General features: G+C 67.5%; 18 protein-coding genes. 12 read left to right on the top strand and 6 right to left on the bottom strand.

Annotation, left to right across the window (positions count from 1 at the left end; genetic code table 11):
• The first annotated feature begins 9 nt into the window (after positions 1 to 9).
• From A7X12_RS06590 to A7X12_RS06580, 3 genes are read left to right on the top strand one after another with little or no spacing between them, the layout of a single operon-like run.
• A complete protein-coding gene (locus tag A7X12_RS06590) occupies positions 10 to 264 on the top strand; it encodes a ribbon-helix-helix domain-containing protein (protein WP_064310850.1) in 255 nt (84 codons plus the stop codon).
• A complete protein-coding gene (locus tag A7X12_RS06585; RefSeq protein ID WP_064310849.1) occupies positions 261 to 569 on the top strand; it encodes a type II toxin-antitoxin system RelE/ParE family toxin in 309 nt (102 codons plus the stop codon). The genes A7X12_RS06590 and A7X12_RS06585 overlap by 4 nt, the downstream gene beginning before the upstream one ends.
• A gap of 36 nt (positions 570 to 605) precedes the next feature.
• A complete protein-coding gene (locus A7X12_RS06580; protein ID WP_064310848.1) occupies positions 606 to 2,174 on the top strand; it encodes a peptide chain release factor 3 in 1,569 nt (522 codons plus the stop codon).
• Between the two features lie 10 nt (positions 2,175 to 2,184).
• Here A7X12_RS06580 and A7X12_RS06575 read toward each other — a convergent pair whose 3' ends face one another.
• The 3 genes from A7X12_RS06575 to A7X12_RS06565 form a co-directional block, all read right to left on the bottom strand.
• Complete coding sequence (locus tag A7X12_RS06575; RefSeq protein ID WP_064310847.1) at positions 2,185 to 2,421, bottom strand: hypothetical protein; 237 nt, start codon at positions 2,419 to 2,421, stop codon at positions 2,185 to 2,187.
• Between the two features lie 44 nt (positions 2,422 to 2,465).
• Positions 2,466 to 3,719, bottom strand: coding sequence for a spinster family MFS transporter (locus tag A7X12_RS06570; protein WP_064310846.1), 1,254 nt, complete (start codon positions 3,717 to 3,719; stop codon positions 2,466 to 2,468).
• Between the two features lie 131 nt (positions 3,720 to 3,850).
• Entirely contained in the window at positions 3,851 to 6,076 is a 2,226-nt protein-coding gene (locus A7X12_RS06565) for a TonB-dependent receptor (protein ID WP_064310845.1), read from the bottom strand.
• A 109-nt stretch (positions 6,077 to 6,185) separates the two neighbouring features.
• On the opposite strand from A7X12_RS06565, the gene A7X12_RS06560 reads away from it, so the two are divergent.
• Positions 6,186 to 6,839, top strand: a complete 654-nt coding sequence (locus A7X12_RS06560; protein WP_064310844.1) for a TetR/AcrR family transcriptional regulator — start codon at positions 6,186 to 6,188, stop codon at positions 6,837 to 6,839.
• A gap of 40 nt (positions 6,840 to 6,879) precedes the next feature.
• The gene (locus A7X12_RS06555; RefSeq protein WP_064310843.1) at positions 6,880 to 7,377 is read left to right on the top strand and encodes a hypothetical protein; all 498 of its coding nucleotides are present in this window, start codon (positions 6,880 to 6,882) and stop codon (positions 7,375 to 7,377) included.
• On the opposite strand, the gene A7X12_RS06550 is transcribed toward A7X12_RS06555, so the two are convergent.
• Both A7X12_RS06550 and A7X12_RS06545 read right to left on the bottom strand, forming a co-directional pair.
• Positions 7,334 to 7,864, bottom strand: a complete 531-nt coding sequence (locus tag A7X12_RS06550) for a YceD family protein (RefSeq protein ID WP_064310842.1) — start codon at positions 7,862 to 7,864, stop codon at positions 7,334 to 7,336. The two genes, A7X12_RS06555 and A7X12_RS06550, sit on opposite strands and share 44 nt — an antisense overlap.
• Entirely contained in the window at positions 7,861 to 8,373 is a 513-nt protein-coding gene (locus A7X12_RS06545; protein ID WP_064310841.1) for a ubiquinol-cytochrome C chaperone family protein, read from the bottom strand. Before A7X12_RS06545 ends, A7X12_RS06550 begins: the two co-directional genes overlap by 4 nt.
• A gap of 126 nt (positions 8,374 to 8,499) precedes the next feature.
• Between A7X12_RS06545 and A7X12_RS06540 the strand changes: the two genes are divergently transcribed.
• The 7 genes from A7X12_RS06540 to A7X12_RS06510 all read left to right on the top strand — a co-directional run bounded on the left by A7X12_RS06540 (position 8,500) and on the right by A7X12_RS06510 (position 15,762).
• Positions 8,500 to 8,976: an outer membrane protein assembly factor BamE gene (locus A7X12_RS06540; protein ID WP_064310840.1), complete on the top strand. Its 477-nt coding sequence runs from the start codon at positions 8,500 to 8,502 to the stop codon at positions 8,974 to 8,976.
• 112 nt (positions 8,977 to 9,088) lie between these two features.
• Positions 9,089 to 9,610 carry an RcnB family protein gene (locus tag A7X12_RS06535; protein ID WP_064310902.1) on the top strand — a complete coding sequence of 174 codons (522 nt, stop codon included), beginning with the start codon at positions 9,089 to 9,091 and terminating at the stop codon, positions 9,608 to 9,610.
• Positions 9,611 to 9,882: 272 nt separating this feature from the next.
• On the top strand, positions 9,883 to 11,265 hold the full coding sequence (locus tag A7X12_RS06530) for a glycosyl transferase family protein (RefSeq protein ID WP_084445157.1): 1,383 nt from the start codon (positions 9,883 to 9,885) through the stop codon (positions 11,263 to 11,265).
• Positions 11,262 to 12,275: a hypothetical protein gene (locus A7X12_RS25415; protein WP_157105515.1), complete on the top strand. Its 1,014-nt coding sequence runs from the start codon at positions 11,262 to 11,264 to the stop codon at positions 12,273 to 12,275. The genes A7X12_RS06530 and A7X12_RS25415 overlap by 4 nt, the downstream gene beginning before the upstream one ends.
• 71 nt (positions 12,276 to 12,346) lie before the next feature.
• Positions 12,347 to 13,261 (top strand): sulfite exporter TauE/SafE family protein, encoded by a 915-nt coding sequence (locus A7X12_RS06520; protein WP_064310838.1) that lies wholly within the window; start codon positions 12,347 to 12,349, stop codon positions 13,259 to 13,261.
• A gap of 38 nt (positions 13,262 to 13,299) precedes the next feature.
• Positions 13,300 to 14,022 (top strand): TIGR02186 family protein, encoded by a 723-nt coding sequence (locus tag A7X12_RS06515; protein ID WP_157105519.1) that lies wholly within the window; start codon positions 13,300 to 13,302, stop codon positions 14,020 to 14,022.
• 141 nt (positions 14,023 to 14,163) lie between these two features.
• Positions 14,164 to 15,762 (top strand): ATP-binding protein, encoded by a 1,599-nt coding sequence (locus tag A7X12_RS06510; protein WP_064310900.1) that lies wholly within the window; start codon positions 14,164 to 14,166, stop codon positions 15,760 to 15,762.
• A gap of 44 nt (positions 15,763 to 15,806) precedes the next feature.
• Here the strand turns inward: A7X12_RS06510 and A7X12_RS06505 are convergent, their stop codons facing one another.
• On the bottom strand, positions 15,807 to 17,285 hold the full coding sequence (locus A7X12_RS06505; RefSeq protein ID WP_064310836.1) for a M23 family metallopeptidase: 1,479 nt from the start codon (positions 17,283 to 17,285) through the stop codon (positions 15,807 to 15,809).
• Between the last annotated feature and the right edge of the window lie 126 nt (positions 17,286 to 17,411).

The following is a 17,411-nucleotide window of genomic DNA, read 5'->3' as shown; positions in this document are numbered from 1 at the left end:
CTTCTGCGCATGGCAAAGGACGTCGATCTCGGTCCGGAACTCGAAAAGGTCGTGGCCGATCTCGTTGCCAGCGGTCGCTTCGCCTCTCGCAGCGCGCTGTTGGAAGAGGGCGCGCGCCTCGTCGTGGCGCATAATCGGCAGCTGGACGCGCTCGATACTGCGATCGAGGCCGGGATTGCCGATGAAAAAGCCGGCCGGCTTATAGGCACCGAAGAACTTCTCGACCATCTGCATCGCCAGCTGAGCAAACGCTCCGCGGCATGATTCTTCGTTGGTCGCAGACCGCGCGGGATGATCTGACCGACATCCTTCTCCATATTGCTGCCGACGATCCGGCGATGGCGCTGCGGTTCATCGACGGGCTTACCACGGTGGGCGAAGCCTTGCTCGATGCGCCGCGCGGCTATCCCATCGTGGATGGCATCCGCGCGAAGAACATCCGGCGCCGCAGCTACCGCGGCTATGGCCTGTACTACCGCGTGATGGGCGAGCGGCTGACGATCCTCCGCGTTCTGCACGGTGCGCGCGATGTCCACTCCCTGCTGGATAAAAACCCCGCCACCGACTAAGGCGTCGCGATTCTCCCCTCCGTTCGAAGCACCCGCATGTCCCCCTCCGATCGTCGTACGTTCGCCATCATCTCGCACCCGGACGCGGGCAAGACCACGCTCACCGAAAAGCTGCTGCTGTTTGGCGGCGCGATTCACCTTGCCGGCGAAGTGAAGGCGCGCGGCCAGGCGCGGCGCGCGCGCTCGGACTGGATGAAGATCGAGCAGCAGCGCGGCATCTCGGTCACCAGCTCGGTGATGACGTTCGAGCGTGACGGGATCACCTTCAACCTGCTCGACACGCCGGGCCACGAGGACTTCTCGGAAGACACCTACCGCACGCTGACCGCAGTCGACTCCGCGGTGATGGTGATCGACGTCGCCAAGGGCATCGAGAGCCAGACGCGCAAGCTGTTCGAGGTCTGCCGCCTGCGCAACGTGCCGATCATCACCTTCGTCAACAAGGTCGACCGCGAGGGCCGCGAGGTGTTCGCGACGCTGGACGAAGTGGCTGAGCTGCTCCAGCTCGACGTGGTGCCGATGACATGGCCCGTGGGCATGGGCGGCACCTTCGAGGGGATCTACGATCTCGCCACCAAGCGCCTGCTGCTCCCCGAGGGCGACAGCCGCGAGTTTCACGGCAAGGTGATCCAGACCAGCGGTGTCGACGATCCGCAGCTCGATGCGATCGTCTCGGCCGACAATCTCGCCAAGCTGCGCGAGGATGTCGAGCTGGCGCAGGCCGGCTATGCCGAGTTCGACGGGGAAGCCTATCGCAACGGCGACATGACGCCGGTCTATTTCGGCTCGGCGCTGAAGGAGTTCGGCGTGGATTCGCTGATCGCCGCGATCGCCGAGTTCGCGCCCCCGCCGCACGCGTTGCCGGCCGAGCCCGCGCCGGTCGAGCCGACCCGCGACGAGGTGACCGGCTTCGTGTTCAAGGTCCAGGCGAATATGGATCCCAACCACCGTGACCGCATCGCGTTCATGCGGCTGGTGTCGGGCACGTTCAAGCGCGGCATGAAGCTGACGCCGACGGGCCATGGCAAGCCGATCGCGATCCACTCGCCGATCCTGTTCTTCGCCCGCGAGCGCGAGCTGGCGGACGAGGCTTTTCCGGGCGACATCATCGGCATCCCCAACCACGGCACGCTGCGGGTGGGCGATACGCTGTCCGAGCGGGCGGGGGTGCGGTTCACCGGGCTGCCCAATTTCGCGCCGGAAATCCTGCGCCGCGTGGCGCTGAAGGACCCGACCAAGACCAAGCAGCTCCGCAAGGCGCTGGACGACCTCTCCGAAGAGGGCGTGATCCAGGTCTTCTATCCGGAGATCGGGTCGAACTGGATCATCGGCGTGGTCGGCCAGCTGCAGCTCGACGTGCTGCTCAGCCGGCTCGATGCGGAATACAAGGTCGGCGCGGTGCTCGAGCCTTCGCCCTATGACACCGCGCGCTGGATTTCGGCCGAGGACCCGGCCGCGCTCAAGGAATTCCTGGACCTGAATCGCGGCGCGCTCGCCAAGGATCGCGACGGCAATCCCGTCTTCCTGGCCAAGTCGGCCTGGGAAGTCGGCTATATCGCCGAGCGCTACAACCAGGTGAAGTTCGCCGCGACGCGCGAACGGTAAGCGGGGCGGCTCAGGCCGCCACGCGATGTTCCCGTCCGCGCTCGCCCAGACCGCTGGCGATCCAGTCGCGGATTCGCTCGGCGCGGCCGAGATCGGCTTCGAACTTGGCGAGCAGTTCCTGCGCGCCCTCGGTGGGGCTGCCGGCGGCGCGCATCATGGCGAGCACTTCCTGCTGGGCGGCAATGTGGCGCTCCGCGAGCACCACATTCTTCTCGGCTTTGACGAGGTCGGTCGGGGTATAGCTCATGTGGTTATTATAGAGGTAACCACGTCCGCGCGGGAATCGCGGCGTCAATCGACCCAGTCGCGGCGTAGCCGGCCGCTCGCCAGCGCCATCAGGACGGCGGCGACGAGATACAGCCCGAGCCCCGCGGCAATCGCGTAGCGCAAGCCTTCCGCGGCCCCATAGGTCGGCGCGAGCTGCTTGGAGAGCAGGCCGATCGCCCAGCTGCCCAGGCCCAGTCCGATCAGATTGTTGATCAGCAGGAACGAGGCCGAGGCAGTGGCGCGCATGTGGGGCGGCACGAGATGCTGGACGGCGGTGAGGACGGGCCCGAGCCACACATAGACGAGGGCCTGCGGCACCAGGAACAGCAGGAACGCCGCCTGCCAGCTTTGCGCCAGCACCCCGGCCACGAACAGCGGCAGGCCGAGGACATAGCTGATCGCCGGGGCGAGCGCGTACCATTTGCGGTCGCGCTGGCCCAGCCGGTCGCCGAGCCAGCCGCCGAGCAGGATGCCGGCGACGCCGCCGGTGAGCAGCAGGCCCCCAAAGAACTGACCGACCTGCGCGAGGTTGAGCTGGAAGCTGCGGAGGATGAGGCTCGGCAGCCAGAAGGCCACGCCATAGCCGCACATCGATCCCGCCGCCGCACCGAAGGCGAGCAGCCAGAAGCTCGGCTTTGCGGCGAGAATGCGGAAGACGTGGCTGGGCGGTGCTGCATCCTTCGCGGCGGCGGCGCGCGGCGGATCGCGGACGATCCATTTGAACGGCAGCACGATCACCAACCCGATCAGCCCGACGGCGATAAATGCCGTGCGCCACTCCACCGTCTGCGCGATATAGCCGCCGAGCAGCGCGCCGCCGGCCGAGCCAAGGGGAATGCCCAGCGAATAGACGGAGAGCGCGCGGGAGCGACGCGCGGCGGGATAGGCATCGGCGATCAGCGCGTAGCTGGGCGCGACACCGCCGGCTTCGCCGACACCGACGCCGAGGCGGTAGAGAAACATGGTCGTGAAGCTGTGCGCCGTGCCGCACAGCGCGGTGAAGGCGCTCCACACGCCCAGGGAAACCGCGATCACCCAGCTCCGGCTGGTGCGGTCCGCCAGCATCGCCAGCGGGATGGCGAGGGTGGAATAGAGCAGGGCGAAGGCGAAGCCGCCGAGCATGCCGAGCTGCCCGTCGTCGAGCCCCAGATCCGCCTTCACCGGCTGGGCGAGGATCGACAGGATCTGCCGGTCGAGGAAGTTGAAGATATAGACCAGCAGCAGCATCGCGAGGACGAGGCCGCGCGGCGCTGCGGGACGGGCGGGAGATGCCGGCATGGTGAAGCTCTCCGAACTGCTCCCCTCTCTCCAGGGCGGGAGAGGATTGGAAGCGGGTGGCGTAGCGGAAGTGCGGGGAGGTTTCAGCCCCGCCCCGCACGTCCGCCGCTCGCGACAGGAAGATGCTGCTCTCAGAAGCGCAGTTCGAAGGTGCCGGTCACCGTGCGCGGCGGGCCGTAATAGCCGATGATCGAATTGCCGTAGAGCGCGCCGGGGAAGTAATAGCCGCCGACGCGGTAGCGTTCGTCGGTAAGGTTCCGACCGGCGACGCCGATGCGGTAGCGCCCGCCGGCCGAAGTCCAGTTGAGGCTGGCCTCGACCAGGGCATAGCCGTCCTGATCGAGCGGCGAGGCATATTCGAACATCGAGATGTCGCTGCGCAGCGAAACCGCGGGCGTGAAGGCGATGGTGCCGCCGGCCAGATCCTCGGACCAGGTGGCCGAGGCGTTCACCGTCCAGCGGGGGGTGTTCTGGAACACGCGCTGGTTGGAAACGTCCACCGGCGTGGTCCCGCCGCCGATATAGGTAAGGAACTTCTTGTACTCGGCATGGGTGTAGCCGACGACCAGGCTGGACGAGAAATGGCGCGAGGGCACCATGCGGGCTTCCGCCTCGAAGCCCCAGATTTTCGCCTTGCCGGCATTGTCCACGAAGCTGGCGATGCCGCCGCCGGCGGCCGGCGCCTGGATCGTCACCTGCTGGTCGCGATAGTTCGAATAATAGCCGGCGAGGTTGAGGAAGAAGCGGCGGTCGAGGAACGCGCCTTTCATGCCGACTTCGTAGGAATCGATCTTCTCGGGCTGGTAGCCATTGACCGTGGTGGGCGTGAGCACCGCGTCGCCGCGCATGTCGAACCCGCCCGATTTGAAACCCTTGCCCCAGCTCGCATAGAGGTTGAGGTCGCGGCGCGGCTCGTAGCTGAGCGAGACGCGCGGGGTCGCCTGCTCGAAATCGCGGCTGTTGGTATAGTTGGTGCGGACCAGTCCCGGCACCGCCGCGGCATTGCCGAAGCGGGGGCTGCGGATGCCGGTGAAGTTCTGGCGATACACCGTGCCGGTCTTGTCGTCCTTGGTGTAGCGCAGCCCGGCGGACAGCTTCAGCTTGTCGGTAAGGTTGTAGCTGAGGTCGCCGAAGGCGGCGTAGCTCTTGGTGTCGACGGTGCCCGAAGTGAGGATCGACGTGTTGATCGCCCCGACCACGGTGTCGAACGCGCCCGACGCGCGCGCATTGAGATAGTAGAGCCCGGCCACGCCCTGCAGGCGGCCGCCGGTGTAGAGCAGCTGCAGCTCTTGGGTGAACTGCCGGTCCTGATAATAAGCGGGTACGTCCAGCGTCGGCAGCGGCGTGTTGTCGAAGTCGATCGTGCCGCTGGTATTGCCGTTGCGCCACGCGCTGATCGTCTTGAAGGTGAGTTCGCCGGTGAGCGCGATCTCTCCCGTTGCGGAGATGCCCTGGCTCATCACGCGATTGGTGTCGCCCGATCCGGCATTGGTGTCATAGACGCTGCCCGCCGGCTGGTAGACGGCAAGCCCGGCATTGCCGGCAAGCCGATGGCCATGGCGCGGATTGGAGTGGTCGACCGTGCGATCGGCGGCGACGCGGAAGAAGAATCCGTCGCGCGGCGCGAACTCCGCCGAGACGCGGCCGGAGACCACGTCCTTGTTATACTGGTCGACGCCGGTGTTAAGGTTGCGGCCATAGCCGTCGCGCCAATAGCGTGCCACGGCGCCTCCGACCGACAGCGTATCCGTCAGCGGCACGGTGACCGTGCCGACCAGATCGACCTGGTTGTAGCTGCCATAGGCGGCGCGGGCCGTGGCGTGGAACTCGTTGCCCAGCCGCTTCGTGACATATTTGATCGCGCCGCCGATCGTGTTGCGGCCGTACAGCGTGCCCTGCGGCCCGCGCAGCACCTCCACCCGCTGCACGTCGAACACGTCGAGCACCGCGTTCTGCGGCCGGGCGACATAGACGTCGTCGATATAGAGCGCGACGCCCGGCTCGAAGCCCCAGAGCGGGTCCTGCTGGCCGACGCCGCGGCTGAACGCGATCAGCGTGGAGTTGGAGCCGCGCGCCACCTGCAATGTGAGGTTCGGCGTAATGTCCTGCAGCGCGGTGATGTCCGGCGCGCCCTTGGCGAGCAGCGTGTCGCCCGAGACGACCGAAAGAGAGATCGGAACGTCGATCAGGCTTTCCTCGCGGCGGCGGGCGGTGACGATGATTTCCCCATCGGTCTGCGCGGTCTCGGCCGCGGCGGCGCCAGCCGGAGCGGCGCTGTCCTGCGCGAAGACGGGAGGGGCGAAAAGCAGCGCCGCGCTGGCGAGCAGGGCGATACGAACGGAATCGTGCCGTGACATGGTAATCCTCCCCTGGTGCAACCCATCTTGAACGCGGGTTGTAAGCCGTTGCCGGAAGCTATACTGAAACCTGAACCGGGTTTCAACTTGGGATTGGAAGGGGAGGCGGATGAAGCCGGAAGAGCGTGGCGTTTCAGCCACTTCCGTGAGCGATGGAGCCGCGTCCGCGAACGACGCCAAGGTGCCGCGCACCGAGCGCGGCCGCCGCACCCTGCGGGCGATTCTCGACGCCGCCGCCGCCGAGTTCGGCGAGAAGGGCTTTCACGAGGGATCGATCAGCGGGATTACGCGGCGCGCCGGCGTGGCGCTCGGCAGCTTCTACACCTATTTCGATTCGAAGGACGCCGTGTTCCGCGCGCTCGTCAGAGACATGAGCGATCAGGTGCGCGAACATGTCGGCCCGGCGCTGCGCGGCGCCCGCGACCAGATTGATGCCGAGCGTGCGGCGCTGCTCGCCTTCATCCGCTTCGCCCGCGAGCACAAGGAGATCTATCGCATCGTCGACGAGGCGGAATTCGTCGATCCGGCCAGCTTTCGCCATCATTATGCCAGCACGGCGGAGCGCATCGCCGCCCGCCTCCGCGCGGGAGCGGAGCGTGGCGAGATTCGCGACGATGTGAGCGAGATCCATGCCTGGGCGATCATGGGGATGAACGTTTTCCTGGGCCTGCGCTACAGCGTCTGGGACGAAGGTACGCCGCCCGAGGCAATTGCTGAAGTTGTTGCGCAGCTGCTGGCGCGGGGGATCGGAACCGGACGCTGACAGGCTTGCATCTGCGGGCCGATCGGATAGCGTGAGTTGCATGGGTAATACACCTGCCGCCGGCGTTCTTGCGTTCCGTCTCGCGCGCCTCAGCCTGCTCGTCGGCGCGGGCATCCATCTGCTCGCCTATTGGGGTGGCCCGGCCTGGATGGCCTGGCTCGGGGCGCCGCCTTCAATCGTCGCGGCGCGCGCTGCAGGGGGCTGGTCCGCACCGATCGGCACGCTGGCGATCGCGGCTGCGCTGGCAGGGCTGGCTGTGGCGTGCCTTCCGCCGGTCTCGCAGCGCCCTCGCCGCGCGGTGCTGGCGGCGGTGGCGGTGCTGTTCGTACTGCGTGGGTTGATCGTGCTTCCCTATTGGGCGGGGCAGCGGGACTGGCGCACGCCGCTGGGACATTTCGTCGTCCGCGGCGATTGGTTCGCGGCCGGGTCGCTGGCCGCGCTGGCGATCGGGCTGTTGCTGGCGGGTGGCCTCATCGCCACCCGGCCTCGCCGCCTTACTTCTTGGCGAGCAGGTCCTTCAAGCCGGCGAGCGCATTGACCGGCGTCGCTTCGTCCTCGCTCTTCACGCCCGCCGCGCGCAGTACTTCGGCGGCGCGGGGGCCGCGGGGATAGGGATCCAGCTCCAGCGCCATCGTTTCCGCCGCGGCCTCTCCGAGATCGATCGTCCCGCCCGCATAGAAGACGGTATCGCACTCGTCCTCGGTCAGCTCGACCTCATCCTCGCCGCCGCCGGCCGTCGGTTCGGGAAGGAAGCGGATGGCGAAATCCTGCTCGACCTTGGCAAGCAGCGAATCGCCCGTGACGACGCAGGCCTGGGTCAGACGCGCGGAGAGGTGGCCTCGGGCCATCACACCCTGCGGGTCGCGACGCAGATGATAGACGGCCTCGAGCTTTTCGATCGTCTTCAGGCCGAAGCGACGGCTGAGCGCCGCGCGCTCGGCGTCGTCTGCGGCGATGCGGACCTCGCTTTCGCCGGCACCGATCTGGTCGAGCCGGTGCGGGCGGGAAAATTCGGGGTGAGTCATTCGGGTAGGTCTCCTGCGATCACGCGCTCGATCGGCATCGCCGCCAGCGCCTCGCGAAAGGCGCGAAGGCGCGCTTCGACATGGGTGAGTGCGGCAGGCGAAGGCGCTTCGCCGCGGTAGAGGTTGCGGACCAGCGCTGGGGCGAGGCTCCCCTCGGCCAGGCCGGTGCGATAGGCGCCGAGCCGGCCGCCCAGCATGCCCATCATCCGGCCGATATGCTTGCCGACGATGATATCGCCGATGCCGATCTCGCGCAGCTGGCCATCCATGTCGTCGATGAAGCATTCGGCGACGGCGGTGCTGGGAGCGATACCGGCAGGTTCAATTTCCAGTCGCAGCAGCACCATGCAGAGGATTGCCGCGATCATGTCGAACCGGCCGTCCACCGTATCCGGCACCGCGCCGTCGGTGTACCAATGCGGTGCCCGACCCCGCGTCACCACGCCCGCATAGAGCTGCGGCGCGGTGCCGCGATCGGTCCGCCCGAAGAGCCGCTGGAGCATTCGCATCGCCGTTGTTCGCGCCTTCCTCTGTCGCGACCTTGTTTGGCCGCATTTTGCCGCATATTGAGGCGTTCGGCCCGCGATGCAATCCGGGGGCCCTTGCGTTGCCTGAGTGTTTGCCTGGAGATCCTGATGTCGCTTCCCGTTCGCACGCTCGGCACCGCCGCGTTGTTGGTCGTGCTCGGTACCACCGCCTGTACGCCGGTGCGGACGCATCAGGGCTATGTGATCGATCATGACCTTGTCGCGTCGGTGCAGCCCGGCGTCGATACGCGCGATTCGGTGATGCAGACGCTGGGCCATCCCAGCTTCACCAGCCAGTTCAACGAAGGCGAGTGGTTCTACGTCTCGCGCGACAGCAGCAATTTCGCCTTCCGCAACCCGAAGGTGAAGAGCCAGACGACGCTTCGCGTCCGCTTCGACCAGGCGGGCAACGTGACGTCGATCGACCAGACCGGTGTCGAGCTCGACGCATCGATCAGCCCCTATGGCAAGACCACGCCGACGCTGGGACGCCGCCGCAGCTTCTTCTCGGATCTGTTCGGCAATATCGGCACGGTCGGTGCGCCGGGGGCCGGCGGTGCGGGCGGCGGCAATACGGGCCCGTAACTTGCTTTCAATGCGCTGACCGGATCGTTCTCGCAACGTTCAGCGAGGCTTCTGCATAGATCCGCCCAAGCCGGCCTTCGGACCGGCGGGTTCGATCAGGATGGAGAAGCATATGAAGAAGCTCGTTCCCATCGCCCTGCTGGCGGCGATCGCGGCGCCTGCGCTGCTGGTGCCGGCAAGCGCAACGGCCCAGTCGCGCGCCGAGTTGCGCGAGGATCGCCGCGACATCCGCGATGCCGAGCACGACCTGCGCCGCGCGCAATGGTCGGGCGATCCGCGCCGGATCCGCGAAGAGCGCCGCGACCTGCGGGAAGCGCACCAGGAATATCGCGAGGATTTGCGCGACCGCGACCGCCGCTGGGCGGAAAATGACTGGCGTGCCTGGCGCGATCGCAACCGCCCGCTATATGCCCGCGGCAATTGGGGCGCGCCCTTTCGCTACTATCGCTTCTCGCCCGGCGCGCGGATCGGCACCGTTTACTATGGCCCGCGCTATGTGATCGGCGATCCGTGGCGGTACCATCTGCCGCGTCCTGCGCCGTATCAGGCATGGGTCCGCCATTATAACGACGTGCTGCTCGTCGACACCCGCCGGGGTGCGGTCATCCGCGTCTTGCCGGGCTTCTACTGGTAATAAAAGATCGGCCGCACCGACATGCGTAGGTGCGGCCGGTTCAGGTTGCGGGTTATCCAAAGGACCTGTTGCGCCGACACAACGCCGCCGAGCCGCGCCGGTTCCGTGAAAATCTTGCCAACCAGGATGCGCACGGGTTGTAACAACGTTAGCATTCGTACCTTTTGCATCAATATCGGACTAGTTCCCTAAACGTTCGACTTGCTCGAAAGACGCCCCATCGCAACAGTGGTGACGTCCGAATCGGATACATCGCGCCGGGGGGGGAGTCGATGATCCTGAATATTCTTGATGTGATGACGCGCGAGTGTACGTTATTCGCGGCGATATTTCTTGCCGTCGGGGGTGTCGACGACATTATCGTTGACTTGTTTTTCCTGTATATTTGTCTGATCGGCCGGCAGCACCGACTGCCTCCATCCGGTCGGATGGATCCGGCCTCGGCACATCGCTTCGCAATCTTCGTACCCGCCTGGGACGAATCCGCCGTCATCGCGCCGATGCTGCGCTCGATGCTCGCGCGCTGGCAGCAGGGGCGGTACCGAATCTATGTCGGGGCCTATCCCAATGATCCGGCGACCATCGCCGCGGTCTTGTCCGTCAGCCAGTCTGATCCGCGGGTGCGGCTGGTGATCGGACCGCGACCTGGCCCCAGCACCAAGGCCGATTGTCTGAACGCGCTCTGGGCAGCGCTGGAACGCGATGCGGTTGCGGAAGGTGCAGCCTTCAAGGCGATCGTGCTGCACGATGCGGAGGACGTGGTGCATCCGCTGGAACTCGCCGTTTACGCCGGATGGATCGACAGCCACGGCGCGGTGCAGCTTCCGGTAGCGCCTTTGTGCCAGCCGGGCTCGCAGCTCGTCTCGGGCCATTATCTCGATGAGTTCGCCCAGTCGCACGGGGCGACGCTGCTCGTGCGCCAGATGCTGGGCGCAAGCCTGCCGCTGGCCGGGGTCGGCTGCGCCATCCGGTGCGACGTCTTGCGGCGGATCGCCGCCGATCGCGGCGTGCCCTTCGATGCGACCAGCCTGACCGAGGATTATGAGCTGGGGCTCATCCTGCGCGCGATGGGTGTCCGCACGGCGTTCGTGCGCGTCGCGGAGAGTCCCGGTGGGCCGCCGGTTGCCGTGCGCGCCTATTTCCCGGCGACGGTGCACGCGTCCGTGCGGCAGAAAGCCCGGTGGATCGCGGGGATCGCGCTGGCCGGCTGGGACCGTACCGGCTGGGGGCGCCTGCGCGACGTGGCGGACCATTGGATGCGCATGCGCGACCGCCGCATGACGCTGGCCATGCCGGTGCTCGCCATCGCCTATTTTGCGTCGCTGTGCTGGGCCTTGTCGCTCGCCTGCCATCAGCTGTTCGGCGGGGCGATGCAGCCGCCGGGCGCGCTGCTCGGCTGGATGCTGGGGCTGAACCTGTCGATGCTGGCGTGGCGGCTGGGCATGCGGATTGCCATCGTCGCGCGGCTGCACGGTTGGCGAGAAGGGCTCTGGGCCGCGCCCCGCATGCTGGTTGCGAACCTGATCGGGTTGCTGGCAGCGCGACGCGCTCTGTCGACCTATCTGGGCCTGCTGGGCGGCGGACCCGTACGGTGGGACAAGACCGCGCACCAATTTCCCGGCGCAGCATTCGATCCTGCTCCGGCCGCTGCATGAACCGCCCAGGCCGCGGCAGGCCGCTGCGGTTCGTCGGCGTCGTAGGGTCCGGCTGGATCCTGCTGCGCGCGATGCTGCTATGGCCTGCAGAGAATGTGGTGCTGCCGGGACTGGCACGCGGCGCGCAGGCGCCGGCAGGGACGGCGCCGGTGCCTGTACCGGTCCGCAGGACCGGCCCTGCAGCGCCGGACGGCGGCAGGTTGCTTCGGCTCCATCGCGCATCATCCATCGCCAGTGACAGCATCACGCAGGGCGCCGGCGCGCTGATCGGCCCGGCGGCGGCTTGGGGCAACGCGCCGAGCCCGGACGTTGCCTTGCCCGCACCCTCCGCCGGCGGCGCGGGGCCTGCCCTCACGCCGGTGCAGACAAGCTGGCGGCCGGCCACCCAACGCTGGCAGGGAAGCAGCTGGATCGTGTTCCGGCCGGGGCGTGGGATCGGGGCGGCGCCGGGGTCCGGGCAGATCGGCGGCAGCCAATATGGGCTTCGGATCGCCCATGCCCTTGATACGCGGAAGCAGGTGGCGGCCTATGGGCGAATCGCGGGCCCGTTGCGTGGCCGCGGCGCGGAAGCTGCCATCGGAATCGAATGGCGGCCCAGCGCCGCGCCGCTCCGGGTCGCCCTCGAACAACGGGTGGGGCTGGACGGCACGCGCGGTGGGCCCGGCATCGGCCTGGTTGGCGGCGTAGACAGGGCGATGGCGGGATTTCGGCTGGAGGCGTATGGCCAGACCGGCGTGATCCTGCGCAATCGGGCGGAGCCGTACGCCGATGGCGCGGCGCGGCTTATCCGGCCGCTCCCCGGCGCGCGTGCTGCCGGATGGAGCATCGGTCTGGGTGCATGGGGCGCCGCACAGCGCGAGGCGCAGCGGCTCGACATCGGGCCCACGCTGGTGCGAAGCCTGTCGATCGGCGGCATCCAGGCGCGACTTGCGCTCGACTGGCGCCAGCGCGTTGCCGGCGATGCGCTGCCGGGCTCGGGCGTGGCGCTTACCCTGGGCAGCGATTTCTGAGCCGAGCGCCGCGCGAATCAGCACCTTCGCCCTTTCGCAAGCCGCCCCAAAGGCGCTACGCCTAGGCCCGCATGGATGTGTACCTTCCCATCGCCAATCTGTCGGTCAACGCGATCGTGATCGTCGCGCTTGGGCTCGGCGTGGGCCTGCTGTCGGGCATGTTCGGCGTGGGCGGGGGCTTCCTGACAACGCCGCTGCTGATCTTCTACGGCATTCCACCCACGGTCGCGGCAGCGTCGGCGGCGAGCCAGGTCACCGGCGCCAGCGTTTCCGGCGTGTTCGCGCATTTCCGCCGCAAGGGGGTGGACGTACAGATGGGCGCGGTGCTCGTTACCGGCGGCATTCTCGGCAGCCTGCTCGGTGCATGGCTGTTCAAGCTGCTGCAGGCCAGCGGCCAGATCGATGTCGTGATCGGCGTTCTCTACGTCGTGCTGCTCGGCTCGATCGGCGGGTTGATGGCCCGCGAATCGGTCGGTGCGATCCGGGTGTCGCGCGGCGCCCGGCCAGCGAAGGCCCGAAAGCGAAGGCACCATCCGCTGGTCGCGGCGCTGCCCTTCCGCTGGCGCTTCTACGCCTCGGGCCTCTACATTTCGCCCCTGGCGCCGCTGCTGCTGGGCGTGTTCGTCGGCGTGCTGACGATGCTGCTGGGGGTCGGCGGCGGATTCATTCTGGTGCCGGCGATGCTCTATATCCTGGGCATGGGGACGCAGACGGTGGTCGGCACCTCGCTGTTCCAGACCCTGTTTACCACCGCCGTGGCGACGATGGTGCATGCGACGACGACCAAGGCGGTCGACATCGTGCTCGCGATCCTGTTGCTGCTGGGATCGGTGATCGGCGCGCAACTGGGCGCGCGTTTCGCCGCCAAGGCCAAGCCCGAATATCTGCGTCTGCTGCTTGCGGTGATCGTGCTTGCGGTGGCGGCGCGGATGCTGCTCGGGCTCGCCTGGCGCCCGGACGAAATCTATTCGGTGGGGGCTGCGTGAGACGCGCCTGGGCGCCGGCGCTGTTCGCGCCCCTGCTGATGGGTCAGGCCAAGCCCGAGCTGGTGCCCGACGTTTCCCAGCGCGACATCGAGATCGCCTACAGCTTCACCGGCGCCGAGCTCCTGCTGTTCGGCGCGATCCTCTATCCCGGCGGGCGGGCGCCCGGCGAGGGGGAGCGGCCGGCCGACATCGTCGTGGTGATCAAGGGACCGACCGAATCCGTGGTGGTTCGCGAAAAGTCGAAGGTAGCGGGCATCTGGGTAAACGCGGCGCAGATGCGCTATCGCTCGGCGCCGAGCTTCTACGCGATCGCCTCCTCTCGGCCGATCCGCAAGCTGGTCGACGATCGGACGCGCGCGATCTACGAACTGGGACTGGACAGTCTCCAGCTTTCTCCCGCGTCGGGCGCCGCGCCGCAGATTCAGCAGCGCTTCGACAGCGGTCTCGTCGACCTGAAGAAGCGCAATGGCCTGTTCTACGAAGCGCCGGGTGCGGTTGAGATCACCGGCGGCGTGCTCTATCGCGCGCGGCTGACCATCCCTGCGCGCGTGCCGGTGGGGCGCTTCACTGCGGAGACCTTCCTGATCCGCGACGGCCGCGTCCTCGCGGCGGCGGTTCGGCCGATCGAGATCCGCAAGTCCGGCTTCGAGCGTTTCGTTGCGACGAGCGCGGACCAGCACGCGATCGCCTATGGGCTGGTCGCCGTTGGCGTCTCGTTCCTGTTCGGCTGGGGGGCGGGGGCGCTGTGGCGGCGCTTCTGATCGTGCAGCAAACGTAAAATTTACCGGACCCATGCATGCTGCGACCGCCTTTTTGGGGGATGCGCGATGGAAGGCCAGTTCCGCGTTGGTGGGTTCGAGAATGAAACGGCGGGCATCGGCTCGTCGGCCGGGCGAGCGCCCATGGCGCCTCGCGCGATCGGCGCGGTCTTCGAGATCGCGGGATCGTCGAGCCAGGTGCTGCTCGACCTCGCCGCGCTGGACGCGCTTGCCGGCAGCAGCGATGCCGCGCTTGCCAATGCCGGGCAGGTAGGGGCGCAGGTCAAGATCCGCGTGGGTAGCGCCTGGCTGATCGCGAGCATCCGCACGGCGCGACTCGATTCCTCGGGCGAGCGGGTCGCCGCCGCGATCGATTTCCTCGGCGAGGGCGACGAGGAGAAGCTGACCGGCAAGCTGTACCGCTTCCGCCGCGGCGTCACCCGCTATCCCACGCCGGGCGCCGAGGTGTTCCCTGTCACCACCGCCGATCTGCGCCAGATCTACGCGGCCGACGACCGCCCGCACATCGAGATCGGTACCGTCTATCCGACCAAGGACATCCGTGCGGCGCTCTATATCGATGCGATGCTCGGCAAGCATTTCGCGCTGCTGGGGTCCACCGGTACCGGCAAGTCCACCTCCGCCGCGCTGATCCTGCACCGCATCTGCGAGCTGGCGCCGCAGGGCCATGTGGTGATGATCGATCCGCACGGCGAATATGGCAGCGCCTTTCAGCAGAACGGCGCGCTGTTCGACGTTTCGAACTTGCAGCTCCCCTATTGGCTGATGAATTTCGAGGAACATTGCGAGGTGTTCCTGACCAGCGAGGGCAGCGAGCGGCAGGTGGATGCCGACATCCTCGCCAAATGCCTGCTCGCCGCGCGCGGCAAGAACCGGATCGGGCAGGAAATCGGCAAGCTGACGGTCGACGCGCCGGTGCCGTATCTGCTTTCGGACCTGACCAATGCGCTGACGCTCGACATGGGCAAGATGGACAAGGCGACCGATACGGCGCCGTACCTCCGCCTGAAGGGCAAGATCGACGAGGTGAAGGGCGACCCGCGCTACGCCTTCATGTTCTCGGGCATGTTGGTGGCGGACACGATGGCGGCGTTCCTGTCGCGAATCTTCCGCCTGCCAGGGGACGGCAAGCCGATTTCGATCATCGACGTGTCGGGGGTGCCGAACGAAATCACGTCGGTCGTGGTTGCGGTGCTCAGCCGGATGGTGTTCGATTTTGCCATCTGGTCGCGCGGCGAAGCGAAGCGGCCGGTGCTGCTCGTGTGCGAAGAGGCGCATCGCTATGTGCCCAACGAGCGCAATGCCGATGGCTCGTCGGTCGGGCGGATCCTCAGCCGCATCGCCAAGGAAGGACGCAAATACGGTGTCTCGCTGGGGCTGATTACCCAGCGGCCATCGGACCTTGCCGAGGGCGTGCTCTCCCAGTGCGGCACCATCCTGTCGATGCGGCTCAACAACGAGCGCGACCAGGCCTTTGTCCGTGCGGCGATGCCGGAAGGCGCGCGGGGATTCCTCGACGCGATCCCCGCGCTGCGAAATCGGGAGTGCATCGCGGTAGGCGAGGGCGTGGCGACCCCCGTGCGGCTGTTGTTCGACGATCTCGATCCGGCCAAGCGCCCTGCTTCGGACGACCCGCTCTTCTCCGAGCTGTGGTGCGAAGTCGGCGGCGAGGAAGCGATCCTCGAGCGGACGATCCGTCGCTGGAGGTCACAAGGTAGATAGGCGCCTACGCGCCCGCCCTCCCGGCGTTCGCCGGGAATTGCCGGTTACTCCGCGGCTTCCTTCTGCGCGCCGTGCCCGACGGGCACCGCCATCAGGCCGTGCAGCCTGGCCCGGAAGGCGCCCAGCGCACTGCCGGTGAGGCGGCGCACCGAGACGAACGACACCGCACGCGGATTGACTGCCTGGCCGTTGCGCGTCGTCTCGAAATGGAGGTGCGGGCCTGTCGACAGGCCGGAATTGCCGCTCCGTCCGATTTGCTGGCCCTTGCGGACCGACTGGCCGGGGCGGACCATCACCTTGCTGAGATGGGCATAGCCGGTGGCGAAGCCGCCGCCATGGTCGATCCGCACCAGATTGCCATAGCCCGAGGCGCCACCCGCCACGCGGACCACCCCGTCGACCGCGGCGAAGACCGGCGAGCCATAGGGGGCGGCGATGTCGATACCCTTGTGCATCCGGGTGAAGCCCAGGATCGGGTGCATGCGCATGCCGAAGGCAGAGGAGAAGCGGCCGTTGACCGGCATCGTCATCATGCCGGTCTTGCTGCCGGTGCCGCTCGCGTCGAACCATTCGGTCTTGCCGTCGCTCTCCCAGGGGGCGAGCTGGACGCCGTTCGCGCAGCCGGTGACTCCGGCATACATCAGCTGGCCATACTGGACCTCGCCGGTCGCGGCGCGCGCCTGACCGAGGATCAGGTCGAACTTGCACGACGATCCCAGTTTCGACACCGAAACGCGGCTGGCAAGCGTGCGCAGGAAGCCTTCCACCGCCTTGGCCGGGGCGCCGGCGGCGCGCGCGGAGCGATAGAGGCTCGACCCGATCAGTCCCTGCACGCGCAGTGGGGTATGATCGATGGCGATCGGGATCGAGTTGATGGCGAGCGCGGCGCCGGAGCGGACGACCTCGATGCGGCGGTCGAACGCGGCGCGGAAGGCGAGCTTTTCGAGCGGGCGGGGCTGCGACTTGTCGACGCGGCGGCCGAGCGTCATTTCCAGCACCGTGTTGCGCTGAATCTGGCCGAGCGGCATCGTGCCCGAGACCAGGCTGGCGACGATGCCGGCATCGGCCTCGCCCACGCCGGAGCGCTGCAGCACGCTGCGCAGCATGGCGCCGCTGCCCAGCTTCGCCTCATGCTCGATGACCGGGCGTTCGGGGGTGTCGGTCAGCGGCTTGACTAGTCTGGTGGCCGCCGCATGCGCGCCGGTGCGCGATCCCTTGGCGAGCGGCGCGATCGCCTGCGCCTGCTGCGCTTGCTCCGCCTCGCCGGTCAACGGGGCGGGAAGGATGCCCGCGATCGGCCGGTCGAAGCCAGGGGAAAGCATCCAGGTAGCGGCACACAGCGCGGCGCAGGTCGCGGCACCGCGAAACCAAGTCGGCGAGCCGATATCGGCGCCGAGATCCGGCACCAGGTCCAGTGTCGCGAGCCGCGTGCCGATCCGCGTGGGGACGACGGCCGGGATCGCGCGCGCCAGACCGCCGCCGCCGCCGGCGAGGCCCGAGCCATGATCGTCGCGAAAGAACAAGCCGTGCTGCCCCTAAGACCCGATTGCGCGCGGCAAGAAGCGGCGCGTCCATCGAATCACTCTGGAATCATGCCGTTAAAGTCAAATTAAGTTTGGCGTTGCGGGACTTGTGGCGCGGCGACCCGT

It is taken from the genome of Sphingomonas sp. TDK1, assembly GCF_001650735.1.
Taxonomy (GTDB): domain Bacteria; phylum Pseudomonadota; class Alphaproteobacteria; order Sphingomonadales; family Sphingomonadaceae; genus Sphingomonas.
Note: the sequence above shows the minus strand (reverse complement) of the source record. Positions and strands in the feature narration are given on the sequence as shown.

Coding starts and splice junctions, on each gene's coding strand:
- A7X12_RS06550 (WP_064310842.1), bottom strand. CDS start 7,864: ATGACTCACCCCGAATTTTCCCGCCCGCACCGGCTCGACCAGATCGGT.
- A7X12_RS06590 (WP_064310850.1), top strand. CDS start 10: ATGGCAAAGGACGTCGATCTCGGTCCGGAACTCGAAAAGGTCGTGGCC.
- A7X12_RS06540 (WP_064310840.1), top strand. CDS start 8,500: ATGTCGCTTCCCGTTCGCACGCTCGGCACCGCCGCGTTGTTGGTCGTG.
- A7X12_RS06585 (WP_064310849.1), top strand. CDS start 261: ATGATTCTTCGTTGGTCGCAGACCGCGCGGGATGATCTGACCGACATC.
- A7X12_RS06520 (WP_064310838.1), top strand. CDS start 12,347: ATGGATGTGTACCTTCCCATCGCCAATCTGTCGGTCAACGCGATCGTG.
- A7X12_RS06565 (WP_064310845.1), bottom strand. CDS start 6,076: ATGTCACGGCACGATTCCGTTCGTATCGCCCTGCTCGCCAGCGCGGCG.
- A7X12_RS06580 (WP_064310848.1), top strand. CDS start 606: ATGTCCCCCTCCGATCGTCGTACGTTCGCCATCATCTCGCACCCGGAC.
- A7X12_RS06515 (WP_157105519.1), top strand. CDS start 13,300: ATGGGTCAGGCCAAGCCCGAGCTGGTGCCCGACGTTTCCCAGCGCGAC.
- A7X12_RS06575 (WP_064310847.1), bottom strand. CDS start 2,421: ATGAGCTATACCCCGACCGACCTCGTCAAAGCCGAGAAGAATGTGGTG.
- A7X12_RS25415 (WP_157105515.1), top strand. CDS start 11,262: ATGAACCGCCCAGGCCGCGGCAGGCCGCTGCGGTTCGTCGGCGTCGTA.
- A7X12_RS06560 (WP_064310844.1), top strand. CDS start 6,186: ATGAAGCCGGAAGAGCGTGGCGTTTCAGCCACTTCCGTGAGCGATGGA.
- A7X12_RS06555 (WP_064310843.1), top strand. CDS start 6,880: ATGGGTAATACACCTGCCGCCGGCGTTCTTGCGTTCCGTCTCGCGCGC.
- A7X12_RS06535 (WP_064310902.1), top strand. CDS start 9,089: ATGAAGAAGCTCGTTCCCATCGCCCTGCTGGCGGCGATCGCGGCGCCT.
- A7X12_RS06545 (WP_064310841.1), bottom strand. CDS start 8,373: ATGCGAATGCTCCAGCGGCTCTTCGGGCGGACCGATCGCGGCACCGCG.
- A7X12_RS06510 (WP_064310900.1), top strand. CDS start 14,164: ATGGCGCCTCGCGCGATCGGCGCGGTCTTCGAGATCGCGGGATCGTCG.
- A7X12_RS06570 (WP_064310846.1), bottom strand. CDS start 3,719: ATGCCGGCATCTCCCGCCCGTCCCGCAGCGCCGCGCGGCCTCGTCCTC.
- A7X12_RS06530 (WP_084445157.1), top strand. CDS start 9,883: ATGATCCTGAATATTCTTGATGTGATGACGCGCGAGTGTACGTTATTC.